Raw genomic sequence first — 14,682 nt, 5'->3', positions numbered from 1 at the left:
TTTGTTTCCCGTTACTCGAGAAAAATGAAACATTTCGCCTTTCTCCCTAAAAAAACACTCCCCGAACCCGATGCCGGGTCCGAAGAGTGTTGGTGGTTTTAATTCACTTTTTTCGCGCTGTTCCAGTACATTTCGCGCAAGCGGAACTTCTGCAGTTTGCCGGTAGCGGTTTTCGGCAAGGCTTCTACAAAGTCAATCGATTTTGGCGCTTTGAAATGCGCCATCTTCTCGCGCGTGTAGGAAATGATGTCTTGTTCCGTGACTTGTGCACCCGGCTGAAGGACGATGATTGCTTTTGGCACTTCGCCCCATTTCTCATCCGGCACCGCAATGACGGCCACTTCCATGACGTCCGGATGCTTATAAAGCACGCCTTCGATTTCGGTCGAGGAAATGTTCTCCCCGCCGGAGATGATCATATCTTTGATGCGGTCCTGGATTTCGATGTAGCCGTCCGGATAAGTTACAGCAAGGTCGCCTGTGTAGAACCAGCCGTCGCGGATCGCTTCCGCCGTTTTTTCCGGGTCTTTGTAATAGCCGCTCATGACGACATTGCCGCGGGTGACGATTTCCCCAAGTTCTTTGCCGTCCCAGGCGACTTCGCGTCCATCTTCCTGGTTGACGACTTTCGTTTCGCCGTTAAAGGCGAGTTCGATGCCTTGGCGTGCTTTAATGGTCGCTTGCTCTTCCGGCGATTTCGCCTCAAATTCCTTTTTCCATTCGTTGTACAGGATGAACGGAGAGGTTTCCGTCAGCCCGTACACGTGGATCATGTTGAGTCCGAGGATTGCCTGCGCTTTGCCGATGAGTGCTGCAGCAGGCGGCGCACCGGCCGTCGCCATGCGCGGGTTGGTCCTAATCTTGATGTCTTTCGCTTTCGGTTCATTGACGAGCATGTTGACGACCGTCGGCGCACCGCAGAGAATGGAAATCTTGTGCTGTTCGAATAAATCCAAAATGAGCGGCGGATCGACTTTTCGCAGGCAGACGTGCGTCGCCCCCGCTGCTGTGATCGCCCAGATGCCGCCCCAGCCATTCGCATGGAACATCGGCAAGGTGTGCAGGTAAACGTCGTCGTGCACGACATTCAAGTGATGCAGGAAGTTCGCCGCGTTGAGGTAATTGCTGCGGTGCGTCAGCATGACGCCTTTTGGATTGGACGTGGTGCCGCTAGTGTAATTCAAGGTCAGCATTTGGTTTTCATCGATGTCGATTTCCGGCAGCTGGATCTCTTCCGGTATATCACCGATAAAGTCTTCGTAAGTCACGCCGTTAATGGCCGACTCGCATCCCGCAACTTCGACGACAATGAACTTTTCAATCGGCAGCTGGTCCTGGATGCCTTCGATGAGTTTTCCGAACTCCGCATCGACAATGAGCATTTTCGCATCGCTGTGGTTGATGATGTATTCCAGGTCTTTGGCCGTCAGGCGGTAGTTGAGCGGCACCATGACCGCGCCGAGCTGACAGATGCCGTAAAAGCATTCCAGCATATAATGGGTATTCGGGAGCATGACTGCCACATGGTCGCCCGGCTCGATTCCTGCGTTATGTAAAGCGATGGACAACTGATCGGTGCGCTTGCCGAATTCCTTGTATGTAAAGCGTTTCTCTTCATCGATCACCGCAATTTTTTCCGGGTAGTATTTGATGGCGCGGCGTTTCCAGTCTAATGGCGTTAAAGCAGCAAACATGGCAATTCCCCTTCCAACTCTGTTTTTTACTAACATGTGTTATAACACAGTATAAGTAGAGCGGGAATGTGTGTCAAATGAGTTTTTGGAATTGAGTGAATTATTCGCATAAAAAGCAGGTGGATTTCCTGAGAAGCAGCTTATTTCCTGGAATTTTGTTCTTTGCGGCTGGGTGCATTAACCGGATTTCAGACTCCTTGTGAGCGTGTTGTATATTAGCTGGACAAAAGCATTTCTTTTTATGCCGCTAAACAGAACAGTTCATTTGGAACAAGGCATTAATTCCGTTACATCACTCTGAAAAAGCTCGGATTTAATCTTTTATGTGTCGAAAGTTTGTATGTAAGTTCAGACGTGTAATAATTTCGGAAATAGTCGCATTTTCCTGAAACTTTTCTCCTGAAAAAAACGTATGTATAGAAGATGACAATAGACATAAATGTAAAATCATGTATTTTTTAAGAAAGGAGTAATAATATGAGCTTGCCTTATCAAGAATACGGGAATTTGCGGGCACCGTTGGTGATTTTTGTGCACGGCGGCGGGGTTGGCGGTTGGATGTGGGACAGGCAAATCCGCCATTTCAGAAACTACCACGTCGTGGTGCCGGAATTGAACTGTGCGGAAAACGCCGCTGCTTTTTCAATTGCCGGAAGTGCGGGGCGGCTGATTGCGTTGATTGAAGAAAAGCGGCAAAACAAACCGGTCATCGCCATCGGATTTTCGCTCGGGGCGCAAGTGCTCTTGAGTGCAATCGGCCAGAAACCGGATTTGGTGGATTACGCTATGCTCAACAGTGCCCTGGTAAAACCCCTGCCATTTAAAAACACCATTGCCAGATCGTCTGCCTTGTTCCAGCCCCTGGTTCAAAATAAAACGTTCTCTAAACTCCAGGCGAAATCGCTTTACATAGGAGACAGCTACTTTGAAGCCTACTACCGCGACAGTTGCCGCATGAAAAAGCGGGAACTGTTCCGTATGTTAAAAGAGAATATGTCGTTTGTCCTGCCGGAGAACTTCAAATACGCCCAGGCGGACATTCTGGTAACCGTCGGCGAAAAAGAACGCGGTGTCATGAAATCCTCATTGACGGAAATTCTAAAAAGCAATCCAAATTGCCGGGGGATCGTCTTTCCCGATGTCGGCCATGGCATTTCACTGGCAAAGCCCGAGCTGTTCAACCGCGTCATTGAACGGTGGCTCGCGGATCGCGTGTTCCCCGAGCAAGTAATTGTCTTAAACGACTGAAGCAAACCTCAGGAGGGTTTCTTCTCCTTGTTCGCCCGTGCGGCGGATATCCACCGATATAGCAAGTCGGAACCGAATGCTGCCCCCATACCGGTCCAAAGAACGGCGGATTTTGAAACAAGTTCGCGTTCATACAGGACACCATATGCCAAGTCTGCGGTTAACAGCAGCACCATGGCATAGAACCCGGTAACGGCCGCTTTGGTCCAGCTTGCTATTTCTTTTTCGTTCATGTTCTTAAAAAAGATCGACATGTGCTCGCCTCTTCTCTCATTTTTCTTCCTCATGCATCACAAGCCTAACGATTTGGTTAATGGCAGCAGGCGTTTCATCCGGCTGCTTGATGGAAATTAAAATATCCGCTTCACTTTCTGAAGGGGCAACTCCGTTTGTCTGTTGCTTGTTCAGCACTTCTTGAAAAGAAACGGCGGTCCGCAGGATTTCAGTGGAGCGGCGGCTTGCAGCTACTCGTTCTTGCAGAATCGAATCCGCTATGTCGAAATGTACAAGGATGCTCGTGAAACCTTTGTTGTGAAATTCTGCAAGAAGCTGTGTGCGGCTTTTGATGCTGAGGTTCGAATTGCTTAAAATGATGTGGCGATCTGTTTCGTTCGCTGCATAATCGACAATTGTACGGGTCAGGGCGTATTTAATCAGATTCGGCCCCTCTTTTGGCAACAAACGTGCGTAATGCGTCTGGAGAAACTCCGCATGAGCGTCCTGATCAACCATTACGGAATGCACCAATTTCTTTTCCAATTCATTAGCGAACGTGGTTTTTCCGCTATGGGTTTTACCGACAGTCATTATGACGAATCTATTCATTCTTCGAAACTCCAATCATAAAATGTGAATTCTGTATGGCTGTTAAGTTTAAGTTGAACCCTCTGCTGCTGTTTATGACACCGTTTGTTTCGTAAAATCCCGGAATTTGTTGCTCCTCGGAATACGGGTTGTGATTGCGTTTTTACTCCCAAACTTCATTTAACTTATCCGAATAAAAACGAATGGCGTTTTTGTACTTGACGATCTCTTCATCATGAGTCGTCTCGATTAAGCATTCAAGCAATAATTGCATAGCAGTTTCATGCTCTTCGAGATTGAATAAAGTCATAGCATAAAATGTTTGAATCGCTTTGTTCTCCGGAAAAAGCTTTATTCCTTTTAAAAAGACCTCTTTTGATTTGTGATAGGCGCCAAGTGTCCGGTACGTGCTTCCAAGCCCTAGCAATGCGCCTTCCAACTCATTGCCGGCTAACCCCATCCCGATTGCCCGTTCGTAATAAGCAACAGCCTCTGCTTCTTTACCTAATAGATCCAGACTCCAAGCACATTGATAATGGATCAGAGAAAAATCAGGGTACTCTTCTGCCAATTGCATCAAAATCTCTTTGGATTCTTCGAACTTTCCAGCACCCCGTAATTGAATCGCTTTATTTAATGCTGCGTCCATCTTCCCACTCCTCGCTTAGGTATTAGTGGTGTATTTTCCTGCCAGAAGCCGTTACGTCAGGAAACCCCTCATCCGAATTACTTTTTCGTCAAGCTCTGGCCCGATTTCTTCCATTCCGGCCTTTCGATAAAACGAAAGAGCCGCCAAATTCGACGGAGAAACACGAAGATGGTATTCCTTCACTCCGTTTTTCGCGAAAAAGCCCATGGCATATTCATGCAATTTTCTTCCTAAACCGCAGCCTCTTTTATCCGGAATCAAATAATACAAATTTACATATCCAATAATTCGACCTTCATATTCGGTAAGCGTTAGTTCCAGTTGGCCGATTGGCCGTTCGTCTTCCATAACCAGTATAAACCCGTCAGGAAATTGAATGGATTTTGCCGCGACCCATTTGAGGTAATCTTCTTCATCTCCGAATTTTTCGATTGAACCAAAACTTACGGCAAAGGAATCTTTTCGAAATTGTATTAAAGTTTCGCGCTGTGTTTCTAAGTCAATTCGTATGAAGTTCATTAATTTCATTCCCTTCTAAAGAAGCAGCGAATGGATTAATCACTCGGTAACCCCGTCCTTCAAAAAGCTTTTTCAAGCTCCACAGATGATCACGGCCGATTAAAAGCAAAACTCGTTCCTTAGGAGTGTCAATCACATCAACCACATGTTTAAAAATCATGAGTTCCCGCCAATTCCATTTTCGGAGAAATTCAGCTCCGATCAATTCTTCGTTCTCTTCGACCGAGATAAATGAAAGGTAAATCCTTTCTAAAGCGGATAGCTGCGATGGATTATTCAACCCTTTAAAAATGTCATAGAGTGAGCCCTTTTCATCCATTTGAGCCTCTTTTTCCGCAAAATCAGTGAGTTTTTTCTGAATGGCCGGATAATGTGAAGAAATTGCACTATACAACTTTTCCATGTCTTCAGGTGTCAAGTCGCCTTCATAATCGATGGCTTGTACGTTTTTCAACTTCAGTTTTTTTGCTACTCGAAATCCTATTTGTTCAATTTCATTCTGACCATAGCTTTTCTCGGTTTCTAAAAAGTGCTTCGTTAAATCCTTTTGTAAATGTTGTGGCCATTCAACAGCAATCTTAGAAGGTTTAAATTCAGATAGATATCCAGCTAGTTTTTCAATTTCAAATTCACGCTCTTTGATAAGTTCTCCTTGTTGTTCAAAATGAAATGTACCGACTAAAATAATTTCAGGTTTCACAGACACTGCGGTTTTTCCCCCATTTCTTTGTACTGGCACTGTTATTCAGTTATTTTAAGTTCTCGTTTTTGTTGCTTGCTGTTTTTTTTTGATTTTAATAACACTTATGTAATGATGTATTTAAGGAAATAAAAACCCAAAAACTTCTTAAAAGCCGACAACTAAAACGCTTCCCTTCTCTTTCTTGATCGTACTGAAATACTCGCTCAATTAATAGCCATAATTTCCATTTATTAGATTTTCAGTTAGTGTTAGGATATAGCTATAGCAATTACTTTTCTATCGTGCGTTCCACTAGGAGGAATTGATTTGATTAAATTCATGGATGATCTTGTTGGTGCTGTTATTGATAATTTGAAATTAATCGGCTATTTCCTTGCCGGCGGTTTAGTCGTCAGTGCCGTTCTTTATGCAATCGCCGGTGCGCTAAATCTCTTTACAACGCTATTTTATTGAACAACGATTTTTTCTATTGGCTATCCGTTCATATTCAGCACCACCCAATTCAACACGTTCAAGTAATCCAGGCTCGACAATCGGATGTCCTGACACCCGATTGCATCCAAAGCCGAACGTTCCTATCCCCTCTTTTATTAAAGAAAATAAAGATCCCGCTTCCTATGAAAACGCTTAGGGCGGGATTTTTTCCATTGTCTTACACTCTTGAAACTTATTGCATCGGCACCATAAGCCGCACGGTTGTACCACGGCCGACTTCGCTCGTCACTTTGATCGATCCGCCGTGCAGCCCGACCAATTGCTTCGTGATTGCCATTCCAAGGCCGGAGCCGTTGCCGGAATCCAGGGTGTTCGAACCGCGGTAATAGCGATCAAACAATTTGTTGAGCGTCTTTGCATCCATGCCGGTTCCGTCGTCTTCGATCCGGACGATGAATAAATGCTGCTCGATCGTTGACAAAGCAACCGTGATTGTCGTTCCCGGGGGATTGTACTTCACGGCATTGGCGATTAAATTGTCGACGATGCGCTGGAACCATTTCGGGTCGATATCAGCGGCAATAGCTTGTGCAGCCGGCTGAAAATCAAATTCAAAATCGGCGTTCGCCGGTTCATTAATGAATTGAATGATGGTGCGCCGCATGAATTCGTTCAGTTCCACCGGTTCTTTTGAGAGCGGCAAGGCATTGTTTTTTAATCGGAACGTCAACGTCAAGTCTTCCAGCAGTTCCATCATATAGCCTGATTTTTCGTGGATTATGCCGGCAAACTCTTTTGCTTCGGTTTTGGACCATTCGTAATTTTCCGCTTCCAGCAATTGCGCATAGCCGGAAATGGAAGACAACGGCGTCTTCAGGTCATGCGACAGTCCGCTGATCCAGTCTTCACGCGTCTGGTTGAGTTCGCGGCGCTGTAGTTTGTGCTGCTTTAAGGTATCGGTCAATTGCTCTAGCGTCCCGATTAAATCCTTGTACAGCCGGTATTTCCGCTTCAGCTTGCCTTTTTTGGTGTAAAGGGCCGGCTGGCCGCTTGCATCCTGCGGCGCTTCGTATTGGCGGCTGCCGAGGTTTTGAATCCACTGCATCATGACCAAAAGCGGCATCCCGAACTTCCGGGCATACCAAAACGTTCCGAGGACTAATGGCAAAAGCAGCAGCAGAAAAACGTAAATGAGTTTGCGGTCGGCAAAACTGTCCTCCAAAAAAGAGGAAGGCATTTCGGCTACCCCGATATAGAGTGCGGTCTGGGTGGCTTCGTCCACCGATACAGACAGCATCGGCCATTCCACAGCCAGCCGGTCAATCCCGTCAATGGAAGCCGTAAACTTGGGCGCCTCTTCCCCGAAGCTGTCCACCACTACTCCGTTTGCATCCACAAGCTGGACCCAGGCGTTTTCCGCCTGCAGCTTCTTTTCCATGTCCGCGGTCAACCTGAGTTGCTTTTGGCCCCAATCCACACCGGGTTCCAAAGCGGCCGTTAAGCCCGCGGCTTTGTTTTCTTTTTCGAACAATAAATACAGCGGATCCTCATCAAAGTATTCCAGTTTCCAATAAGCGCGTTCTTTGCCTGCCGTATCTGTCTCGAGCAGCCAAGCGGCCACCTCATTTGCCTGCATGCGGGAAGGAGCTTGTTCCGGCGCACCGAATGCATCCAGCACTTCCCCTTCGGCATCCACAACCATAAGCCAGCCATTTTGCCGTTTGGCCATTTCTTTTAATTGCGGCTCGATGGACACGTTTTTTCCGTTAACCGATATTTTTCCGGTAAAATAGGAACTTTCGGCTTTGGCAAGATCCTGGCGGGCATCTTGTTCAGTCAGCGAAAATCCGATGATGGCCCAGATGGTCAGGATGGTCACAAAGAAAACTGCCGACAACAAAAGAAGCTGGATAAAAAATTGCAGCATAAAGCGCTTGTGCAGATTCATTGGCCACCTGCCGGCACAAATTTATAGCCCAGACCCCGCACCGTCACAATCAGTTTCGGGCTGCTGGGGTCTTGTTCAATTTTCTCGCGCAGTTTCCGGATATGGACCATCACCGTATTGTCCTCGCCCAGAAATTCTTCCCCCCAGACGTTTTCGTACAATTGGCTTTTGCTGAAGAGCCGGTTGGGATGGCGGCAGAAAAACAGCAGCAATTGGTATACTTGCGCCGGCAGATCTACTGGCTTGCCGTCAAGCTTCACTTCGGCAGACTGCGTGTTGATATATAAAAGGCCGACATTGTAAACCGTCTGTTGGGCCTGGACAGGGGTTCTGCCGCTCCGCCGCCGCAGGTGGGCTTTCACGCGCGCCGCCACTTCCAGTGGATTGAACGGCTTGGTGATGTAATCATCCGCTCCGACTGCAAATCCCGACAGCTTGTCCAAATCCGACGACCGGGCAGTCAAGAAAAAGATGGACGCGTCCGTCGTTTCCCGGATCAACGGGCAGATATCAAAACCGCTGCGCTCCGGCAGCATGACATCGAGCAGGATCAAATCATATGCCGTTTGCTTAGTGAGCGCCAGCGCTTCTTCGGCAGATCCCGCCGTATCAATCGAACGAAAACCTTCTTTTGTTAAAATCGTTGTCAGCATATGTAAAATGGCGGGTTCATCATCTACAATTAATAAGTGCGGTTCATGCATCGTAAAAATCCTTTCTGTACCGTTTCATGTAAATAATCATATCATTCCAAAAAGGAAAAAAGCGGAATTAAGGAAAAATTAAGGAACAGGTTTCATTCACTTAAGCTAAGGCATTTATACTGAAGTCAGCTTCAGAAATCCACGCAAGTTATGAAACGGAGGAAAGTCGATGTTCGCCATTGGCAAAAAAGAGTTTTCAATTTTATTCAAAAGCATCCTATCGCTGCTCATCATCGCCCTGTTGCTCGTTACATCTTATTATTCTGCGAAGTTTTCCGATTTATTGACGGTCGGCGCAGGGCTGACGGCGAGTGAAGCGGAAGATGTCCATACCGCAGGCCTTCTATTTCTATTGGTAGGCTTCGGCCAATTGTTCGTGATTGGCTTGTCGCACGACACCATCAACCGGGAGCTACACGAACGCACGATGCGTTTTTTGGTCACCCGGACTTCCAGAATTTCGATTGTGCTTGGAAAATATTTAGGCATCTGGCTGTTTTGGTTCGTGTGCATTTCGATTTCCTTTCTCATCATCAGTTTGTTTTCTTTAAAAATCGATTTGTTCATCTTTTCGCAAACCATCTCGCTGGTGACGTTCCAAATTGCGTTGGCCGTCCTTTTGTCAGTCCTGATTCCAAAGCCATCCTACACCATGTTTCTCGGCGTCGTACTCGGAATCGCCTTGCCGATTCTTGGCGTATGGGTCGCCTTCACCAATAACCTTTGGGTTTCCTGGTTAAAGTTTGTCAGCCCTTATTATTACCTGATCAACGATGATTATTCATTTTTAGTCATTTTCGGGTTGGCGGGACTGGTTCTGGCGGCTGCACTCGCATTGTTCAATAGGAGGGAATGTTAATGAACGTCATTGAAACGAAAAACCTTAAAAAATCATACGGGGCCATTCCAGTTATCCACGGCATCGATTTAGCCGTCGAACGAGGGGATATATTCGGTTTTCTCGGCCGCAACGGCGCGGGTAAATCAACATTCATCAATATGCTGACGGGCATCATTCGTCCGACAAGCGGCAGCTTTTCATTGCTCGGCGTAGAAGGGCCAAACCAACGGCTGAAAAAACACATCGGCGTCATGCCGGATTACTCCAGCTTTTATAACTCAATGAATGCCATCAAGCATTTGAAATTTCTTTCCTCCCTTTCGGGTATGCCGGTTTCCACCGCGCAGTGCAAAGCGGTGCTGAAAATGGTCGGACTGGAACAGGACCTTACCAAAAAAGTCGGGAAGTACTCGTTCGGCATGAAGAAAAAACTCGGCATCGCTCAAGCCATCATCCACGACCCGGAACTGATTTTTTTGGACGAGCCGACTTCCGGCATGGATGCGGAATCCGCTCTCCAGATCCATCAGCTTATCCGGGATTTACAGGCAAGCGGCAAAACCGTTTTTATGACCTCGCATAATTTATTTGAAGTCGAGAAGCTTTGCTCGACCATTGCCATCATGAAAGAAGGCGCGATTGTCAAAAAAGGCAGCATGGAAGAATTGCGCTCGTATTACCGCTCCACCTTGGAAGTGAAATTCAAGCACTCGGCCATTCCGGAAAGCGAAGCCGAAAACCTGTATGAATGGCTCGAAACAGCCGGCAGCGATTTGAAAACGACGGCGTCCTCGAGCAGTTTGACTATCGGCAGTGAACGGAAAATCGCTGAAATCATCCGGGCGTTCACCAAATGCCAAGTGGACGTTTTCCGCGTAGAAGTCAACGAACCGTCACTGGAAGAAATGTTCCTCGAAGAATAACGAATAACCCCTGAAACGCTTATTCAAAAAGCGTTTCAGGGGTTATTCTCTGTCATTCATCCGATTCCATTCATGAATTTTTATTCATTTATACAAAATGACTAGTCATTATTCCGCTGGCGTCTTCGTTAAATCACCAGAACCATTTTCTTTGTCTGCAGCACATGTCCGAATAAGTCATCTTCGTATTCATCGACCACGGCAAAGCCTTTTGCCTCGTAAAACGTTTCTCCGCTGGTATTTCCTTTTTCCACTTCTACGTATAGTTCCTTCACACTGTCCAACGCTTCCAGCACGCCTTCCAGCAGCTGCGTACCAACTCCGTTGCCTTTCGCGTCCGGCAGTAAATAGATGGCACTGAGGTCAGCTTCGTTTTCTTTTTGGAAAGCGGCGGCATAGCCAATAACGTCCGAATCGTTTTCAGCGACGAGAAAAAGGCTGTGGTCGATTCGTTTTGCCATCATTTCATCGGAGTAGGCCTGCTCCAGGAATTGGTCCTGGATTGCTTCAGGGATCAATTCCTTATAGGTATCGTGCCAGCTTTCTTTTGCCACGTGCTGGATGGCCTGGATATCTTTTTTTTGCGCTTTTCTAATGACGGCTTTCAAATGCTCCACTCCCTTAAAATAATTGACACTTTTGTATCCGCTCATTCACTCGCTTCTATCTGCCCGTTACACCCATTTCTTTTCTTTTGGCAGCAGTCTTCTTTTCACAAGGCTTTTCCATGAATAATAGCGGTACAAGGCGCCGACCGCCTGCCGCTTAATCAAGGTCCCGATCAGTCTCTTTTCGAAATTGCCTGACTGAAAATAGCTGGCCCGTTTATGCAGCCATTCATTGTGGATGATTTCGCCCATCTGTTTTTTTGCCAGATCCGGCGTCAGCGTACTGCTTGGATGGAATAAGTTCCAGAAACAAGTCATGACCCGGGACGTATAAAAATTTTCAAACAGCACTTTGTTTTTGCCGGCATACGCATTGTTTTGCTGCAGAAATTCCTTTACCGCTCCCTGCATCAATTGCATATTGCTGTAAAGGTCTGCGCGGAACTGGCTCGTGATGGACGCGGCGTTGGAATCGATGTAGTAATAGAAGGCATCCGGAATGAGGCTGATGTTTCGGCATTTGTCGATATAACGCAGATTAAACAGCAAATCCTCTCCCCAGTTGACGTCCAAATCAAAACTCAGCCCGGAGTCCTTCAAGAGCTTCGCATCATAGAGCTTGTTCCAATTAAAATGGATGTAGTAGTACTGATACAATTCACCGAAATGGGTCAGGAATTGTTCTTTCGTAAAACCGCCCATTAACGGAATGCGGTGGACTTCTGATTGAATGATATGGTCATTGCGCGTTACGATTTTTTGATAGCCGCAGATGGCCAAGGCGCTGCCGTCCTCCATCGCCTGCACCAGCCGGCGCGTCATATGCTGATCGATAAAATCATCCGAGTCCGCAAATTGGATATACGAGCCGCTTGCTTCTGCAATTCCACGGTTTCGTGCGGCGGATGGCCCGGCATTTGGCTGATGGATCACTTTTACGCGGTTGTCCTGTTTCGCGCACTCGTCACAGATCTTTCCGCTGTCATCAGTTGATCCATCATCTACAAGAATGAGTTCGATATGAGGATGGGTTTGGTGGAGGATACTGTTGATGCTTTTCTCCAAATACTTTTCAGCATTGTAAACAGGAACGATGAAGCTCACTTTTTTCGGGTCATTCATTGGAATCCTCCTGACTTTTTTCTGTAGGCTAATACTTAGGAATCCGAACATAATTTCATTTTAACAGAATTAACTGAAAAATAGCCATGGAATTTTTCCCCTCTGCCGCCCTTCCATGGCCTTTGTTCTTGTCACAGTCGAAGAGATGGAAGTTGGAATCGTTCGGATTACAGCTTATACTTAAAAGCAACGATCATTCACTGGAAAGAGGTTGGCTTATGACAACAATCATTTTTGATTTTGACGGCACGTTAGCCGATTCCATGCCGCTTTTTATGCAGGCTTGGAATACGTACGCCGGACAGTTCAATTACTTGCCGGTCAGCGAAAAAGATTTGGCGGCATCCCGCAATTTAACCATTCAGCAACGTGCAAAAAAGTACGGCTTTCCGATGCACAAAATCCCTGTCATTCTGCCAAAGGTTTACCAGTATTTCAAAACCCATATGAACGAAGTCGCCCTGTTTGACGGCATCAAGGAAATGCTGGACGCTTTAGCCCATAACGGTTACCGCATTGTCATCATTTCATCCAATGCCAAAGAAAACATTGAATTGTTTTTGAAGCAGGAAAGCATCGAGTCGGTGTCGCAAGTGCTGACGTCTAGCCGTATTTTCGGCAAGGACACGGTCATCCGGAAATACATGAAGCAGCAGAATGTTTCAGCCGAGCAATTGTTGTATGTCGGAGATGAAGTGCGGGACATCGTGGCCTGCAACAAAGTAGACGTGCCGTTTGCATGGGTCAGCTGGGGGCTCGACGGTTTTGAGCTGATTGAAAAAGAACGTCCGAAATTTGTTGTGCACACGCCGCAGGAACTGCTGGAAACATTGATTGCGGAATAAGCTTTGAGAACATCAAAAAGAGCAATCGCCGAAAAAAGGCGATTGCTCTTTTGTGTTTTAACGATGCATTTCTTCTTTTTGTTTAGGCAAGGAATAATATGCGATCAAGCCAATCAATGAAGTGGCGAATAAAATTGCGCCCATTGGGACGGCCGTGGTTTCGTCAATGCCGACTAACGGCGATACAGCGGCGCCTACCAATAGCGGCAGCATGCCGATGACCGCGCTGGCGCTGCCTGCCCGGTGGCCTTGTTCGCGCATCGCGAGCGTGAACGAACTGGTCAAGATCATGCCGATCGTGATCATGTAGATGAAGATCGGAATGACAATCGTTGCAAGCGGCCCTTGCAAGATGGTGGCCATAAGCAATACGAATGTCGCGGCACCGGCCGCAGTTACCGCAATTTGCAGCAGGCGCTTTTCCGGGACAATGCCGCCGAACCGCCCGATCAAATAGCTGCCCAAAATGATGGCAATGCCGTTGATGCCAAAAAGAATACTGAACACTTGCGGCGACACGCCGTAAATTCCCTGGTACACAAACGGCGTTCCTGCCACATAGGCAAAACTGCCGCCGTGGACAAATCCGGCGATCAGCGTATAGCCCGTATAGGAGCGGTCTTTTAACAGGCCTAACATCGTCCGGACGGACTCGCCGATGGAACTCGGAATCCGTTTGTCAGCCGGCAAGGTCTCCGGCAGTTTCAAACCGATGGTCACTACAATCAGGATGCCAAGAAACCCCAGGAAATAAAAGATGGTCTGCCAGTTGGCAAACGGCAAGGCAAGAATTGCACCGCCGGCAAGCGGTGCTGCGAGCGGTGCAACCGAATTGATGACCATCAACAGCGAATAAAATTTTGTGAGTTCTTTGCCGCTGAAGACATCCCGCACCACTGCACGCGACAAGACGACGCCGGCAGAAGCCGTGAAGCCTTGTAGAAAGCGGGCCACGACAAGCATCTCAATCGACGGAGCGAGTGCGCAAAGAATCGACGACAGCACAAACAGGGAAATGGCGATGAGCAGCGGCTTTCTTCTGCCTTGTGCGTCGCTGATCGGACCGACCACAATCTGGCCCACTGCAAGGCCGATCAGGCAGGTCGTCAAGCTCAGCTGCACAAGAGACGCCGAAGCGTTTAAATCGCCTGCGATGCCGGGGAAGCTCGGCAAGTACATGTCAATATTCAGAGGCGCTAAAATGCCAAGCATGGCGAGGAGAAACGCCAGCCCGAGCCGTGCTTTTCCAGTAGGATTATGCAACATGGAGATCAAAACCTTTCAACACGAATTCTCTCTTTATTTTCCTCGTTTAGCGTAACATGCTTTTTAACGGAGGAACCGCCGGATTTTGATGTAAGCGCTCTATAAACGAAAAAATATGGAATGGACGTGATGAGCAATCTTTCCGGAAAAGAAAAAAGCAAAGCCGCTCAATAAAACTTGAGCGGCTTTGCGGCTTTATTCCAATTCTTCTTCTTTGCCCTTCTTGTTTTTGAAGATTACAGCGAGGCCAATGGCCAAATAGATCAGCTCCTGCATGTCCCAGGAACCGCTGATAACATTCAGTATGAGCCAAGTGGTGAACATTCCGAGCATACCCCAAAGCAGCGGTTTCATCCGATTTCTCCTCTCAACT

At 47.1% G+C, this 14,682-nt stretch carries 17 protein-coding genes; 5 read left to right on the top strand and 12 right to left on the bottom strand.

The window, feature by feature from the left end; translation table 11 throughout:
- Window positions 1-98: 98 nt before the first annotated feature.
- Window positions 99-1,694, bottom strand: coding sequence for a long-chain-fatty-acid--CoA ligase (locus HU147_RS11750; RefSeq protein WP_224076414.1), 1,596 nt, complete (start codon window positions 1,692-1,694; stop codon window positions 99-101).
- Between the two features lie 477 nt (window positions 1,695-2,171).
- On the opposite strand from HU147_RS11750, the gene HU147_RS11745 reads away from it, so the two are divergent.
- On the top strand, window positions 2,172-2,942 hold the full coding sequence (locus HU147_RS11745) for an alpha/beta fold hydrolase (RefSeq protein WP_224076413.1): 771 nt from the start codon (window positions 2,172-2,174) through the stop codon (window positions 2,940-2,942).
- A gap of 8 nt (window positions 2,943-2,950) precedes the next feature.
- Here HU147_RS11745 and HU147_RS11740 read toward each other — a convergent pair whose 3' ends face one another.
- The 5 genes from HU147_RS11740 to HU147_RS11720 all read right to left on the bottom strand — a co-directional run bounded on the left by HU147_RS11740 (window position 2,951) and on the right by HU147_RS11720 (window position 5,653).
- A complete protein-coding gene (locus tag HU147_RS11740; protein ID WP_224076412.1) occupies window positions 2,951-3,196 on the bottom strand; it encodes a hypothetical protein in 246 nt (81 codons plus the stop codon).
- 16 nt (window positions 3,197-3,212) lie between these two features.
- Window positions 3,213-3,767 (bottom strand): ATP-binding protein, encoded by a 555-nt coding sequence (locus tag HU147_RS11735; protein ID WP_224076411.1) that lies wholly within the window; start codon window positions 3,765-3,767, stop codon window positions 3,213-3,215.
- 142 nt (window positions 3,768-3,909) lie between these two features.
- Window positions 3,910-4,395: a tetratricopeptide repeat protein gene (locus HU147_RS11730; RefSeq protein ID WP_224076410.1), complete on the bottom strand. Its 486-nt coding sequence runs from the start codon at window positions 4,393-4,395 to the stop codon at window positions 3,910-3,912.
- 51 nt (window positions 4,396-4,446) lie between these two features.
- Window positions 4,447-4,914, bottom strand: a complete 468-nt coding sequence (locus HU147_RS11725) for a GNAT family N-acetyltransferase (protein ID WP_224076409.1) — start codon at window positions 4,912-4,914, stop codon at window positions 4,447-4,449.
- Window positions 4,895-5,653: a DUF5694 domain-containing protein gene (locus HU147_RS11720; RefSeq protein WP_224076408.1), complete on the bottom strand. Its 759-nt coding sequence runs from the start codon at window positions 5,651-5,653 to the stop codon at window positions 4,895-4,897. The genes HU147_RS11725 and HU147_RS11720 overlap by 20 nt, the downstream gene beginning before the upstream one ends.
- Before the next feature lie 270 nt (window positions 5,654-5,923).
- Between HU147_RS11720 and HU147_RS11715 the strand changes: the two genes are divergently transcribed.
- A complete protein-coding gene (locus HU147_RS11715; protein ID WP_224076407.1) occupies window positions 5,924-6,070 on the top strand; it encodes a hypothetical protein in 147 nt (48 codons plus the stop codon).
- A 214-nt stretch (window positions 6,071-6,284) separates the two neighbouring features.
- Here HU147_RS11715 and HU147_RS11710 read toward each other — a convergent pair whose 3' ends face one another.
- Together HU147_RS11710 and HU147_RS11705 are read right to left on the bottom strand one after the other, a co-directional pair.
- Window positions 6,285-8,000 carry a sensor histidine kinase gene (locus HU147_RS11710; RefSeq protein ID WP_224076406.1) on the bottom strand — a complete coding sequence of 572 codons (1,716 nt, stop codon included), beginning with the start codon at window positions 7,998-8,000 and terminating at the stop codon, window positions 6,285-6,287.
- On the bottom strand, window positions 7,997-8,704 hold the full coding sequence (locus HU147_RS11705; RefSeq protein ID WP_224076405.1) for a response regulator transcription factor: 708 nt from the start codon (window positions 8,702-8,704) through the stop codon (window positions 7,997-7,999). Before HU147_RS11705 ends, HU147_RS11710 begins: the two co-directional genes overlap by 4 nt.
- 169 nt (window positions 8,705-8,873) lie before the next feature.
- On the opposite strand from HU147_RS11705, the gene HU147_RS11700 reads away from it, so the two are divergent.
- Both HU147_RS11700 and HU147_RS11695 read left to right on the top strand, forming a co-directional pair.
- On the top strand, window positions 8,874-9,563 hold the full coding sequence (locus HU147_RS11700; RefSeq protein WP_224076404.1) for an ABC transporter permease: 690 nt from the start codon (window positions 8,874-8,876) through the stop codon (window positions 9,561-9,563).
- A complete protein-coding gene (locus HU147_RS11695; protein ID WP_224076403.1) occupies window positions 9,563-10,468 on the top strand; it encodes an ABC transporter ATP-binding protein in 906 nt (301 codons plus the stop codon). Before HU147_RS11700 ends, HU147_RS11695 begins: the two co-directional genes overlap by 1 nt.
- Window positions 10,469-10,596: 128 nt before the next feature.
- Here the strand turns inward: HU147_RS11695 and HU147_RS11690 are convergent, their stop codons facing one another.
- Both HU147_RS11690 and HU147_RS11685 read right to left on the bottom strand, forming a co-directional pair.
- The gene (locus tag HU147_RS11690; protein WP_224076402.1) at window positions 10,597-11,121 is read right to left on the bottom strand and encodes a GNAT family N-acetyltransferase; all 525 of its coding nucleotides are present in this window, start codon (window positions 11,119-11,121) and stop codon (window positions 10,597-10,599) included.
- 21 nt (window positions 11,122-11,142) lie between these two features.
- Window positions 11,143-12,198 carry a glycosyltransferase family 2 protein gene (locus HU147_RS11685; RefSeq protein ID WP_224076401.1) on the bottom strand — a complete coding sequence of 352 codons (1,056 nt, stop codon included), beginning with the start codon at window positions 12,196-12,198 and terminating at the stop codon, window positions 11,143-11,145.
- A 218-nt stretch (window positions 12,199-12,416) separates the two neighbouring features.
- Between HU147_RS11685 and HU147_RS11680 the strand changes: the two genes are divergently transcribed.
- On the top strand, window positions 12,417-13,043 hold the full coding sequence (locus tag HU147_RS11680) for an HAD-IA family hydrolase (protein WP_224076400.1): 627 nt from the start codon (window positions 12,417-12,419) through the stop codon (window positions 13,041-13,043).
- A gap of 57 nt (window positions 13,044-13,100) precedes the next feature.
- Here HU147_RS11680 and HU147_RS11675 read toward each other — a convergent pair whose 3' ends face one another.
- Complete coding sequence (locus HU147_RS11675) at window positions 13,101-14,309, bottom strand: Bcr/CflA family efflux MFS transporter (RefSeq protein WP_224076399.1); 1,209 nt, start codon at window positions 14,307-14,309, stop codon at window positions 13,101-13,103.
- A 195-nt stretch (window positions 14,310-14,504) separates the two neighbouring features.
- Complete coding sequence (locus tag HU147_RS11670; protein ID WP_224076398.1) at window positions 14,505-14,663, bottom strand: hypothetical protein; 159 nt, start codon at window positions 14,661-14,663, stop codon at window positions 14,505-14,507.
- Window positions 14,664-14,682: the final 19 nt, after the last annotated feature.

It is taken from the genome of Planococcus chinensis, from assembly GCF_020071995.1.
Taxonomy (GTDB): Bacteria; Bacillota; Bacilli; order Bacillales_A; family Planococcaceae; genus Planococcus; species Planococcus chinensis_A.
The sequence above is the reverse complement of the archived record's forward strand: the minus strand, read 5'-3'. Positions and strand labels throughout refer to the sequence as shown.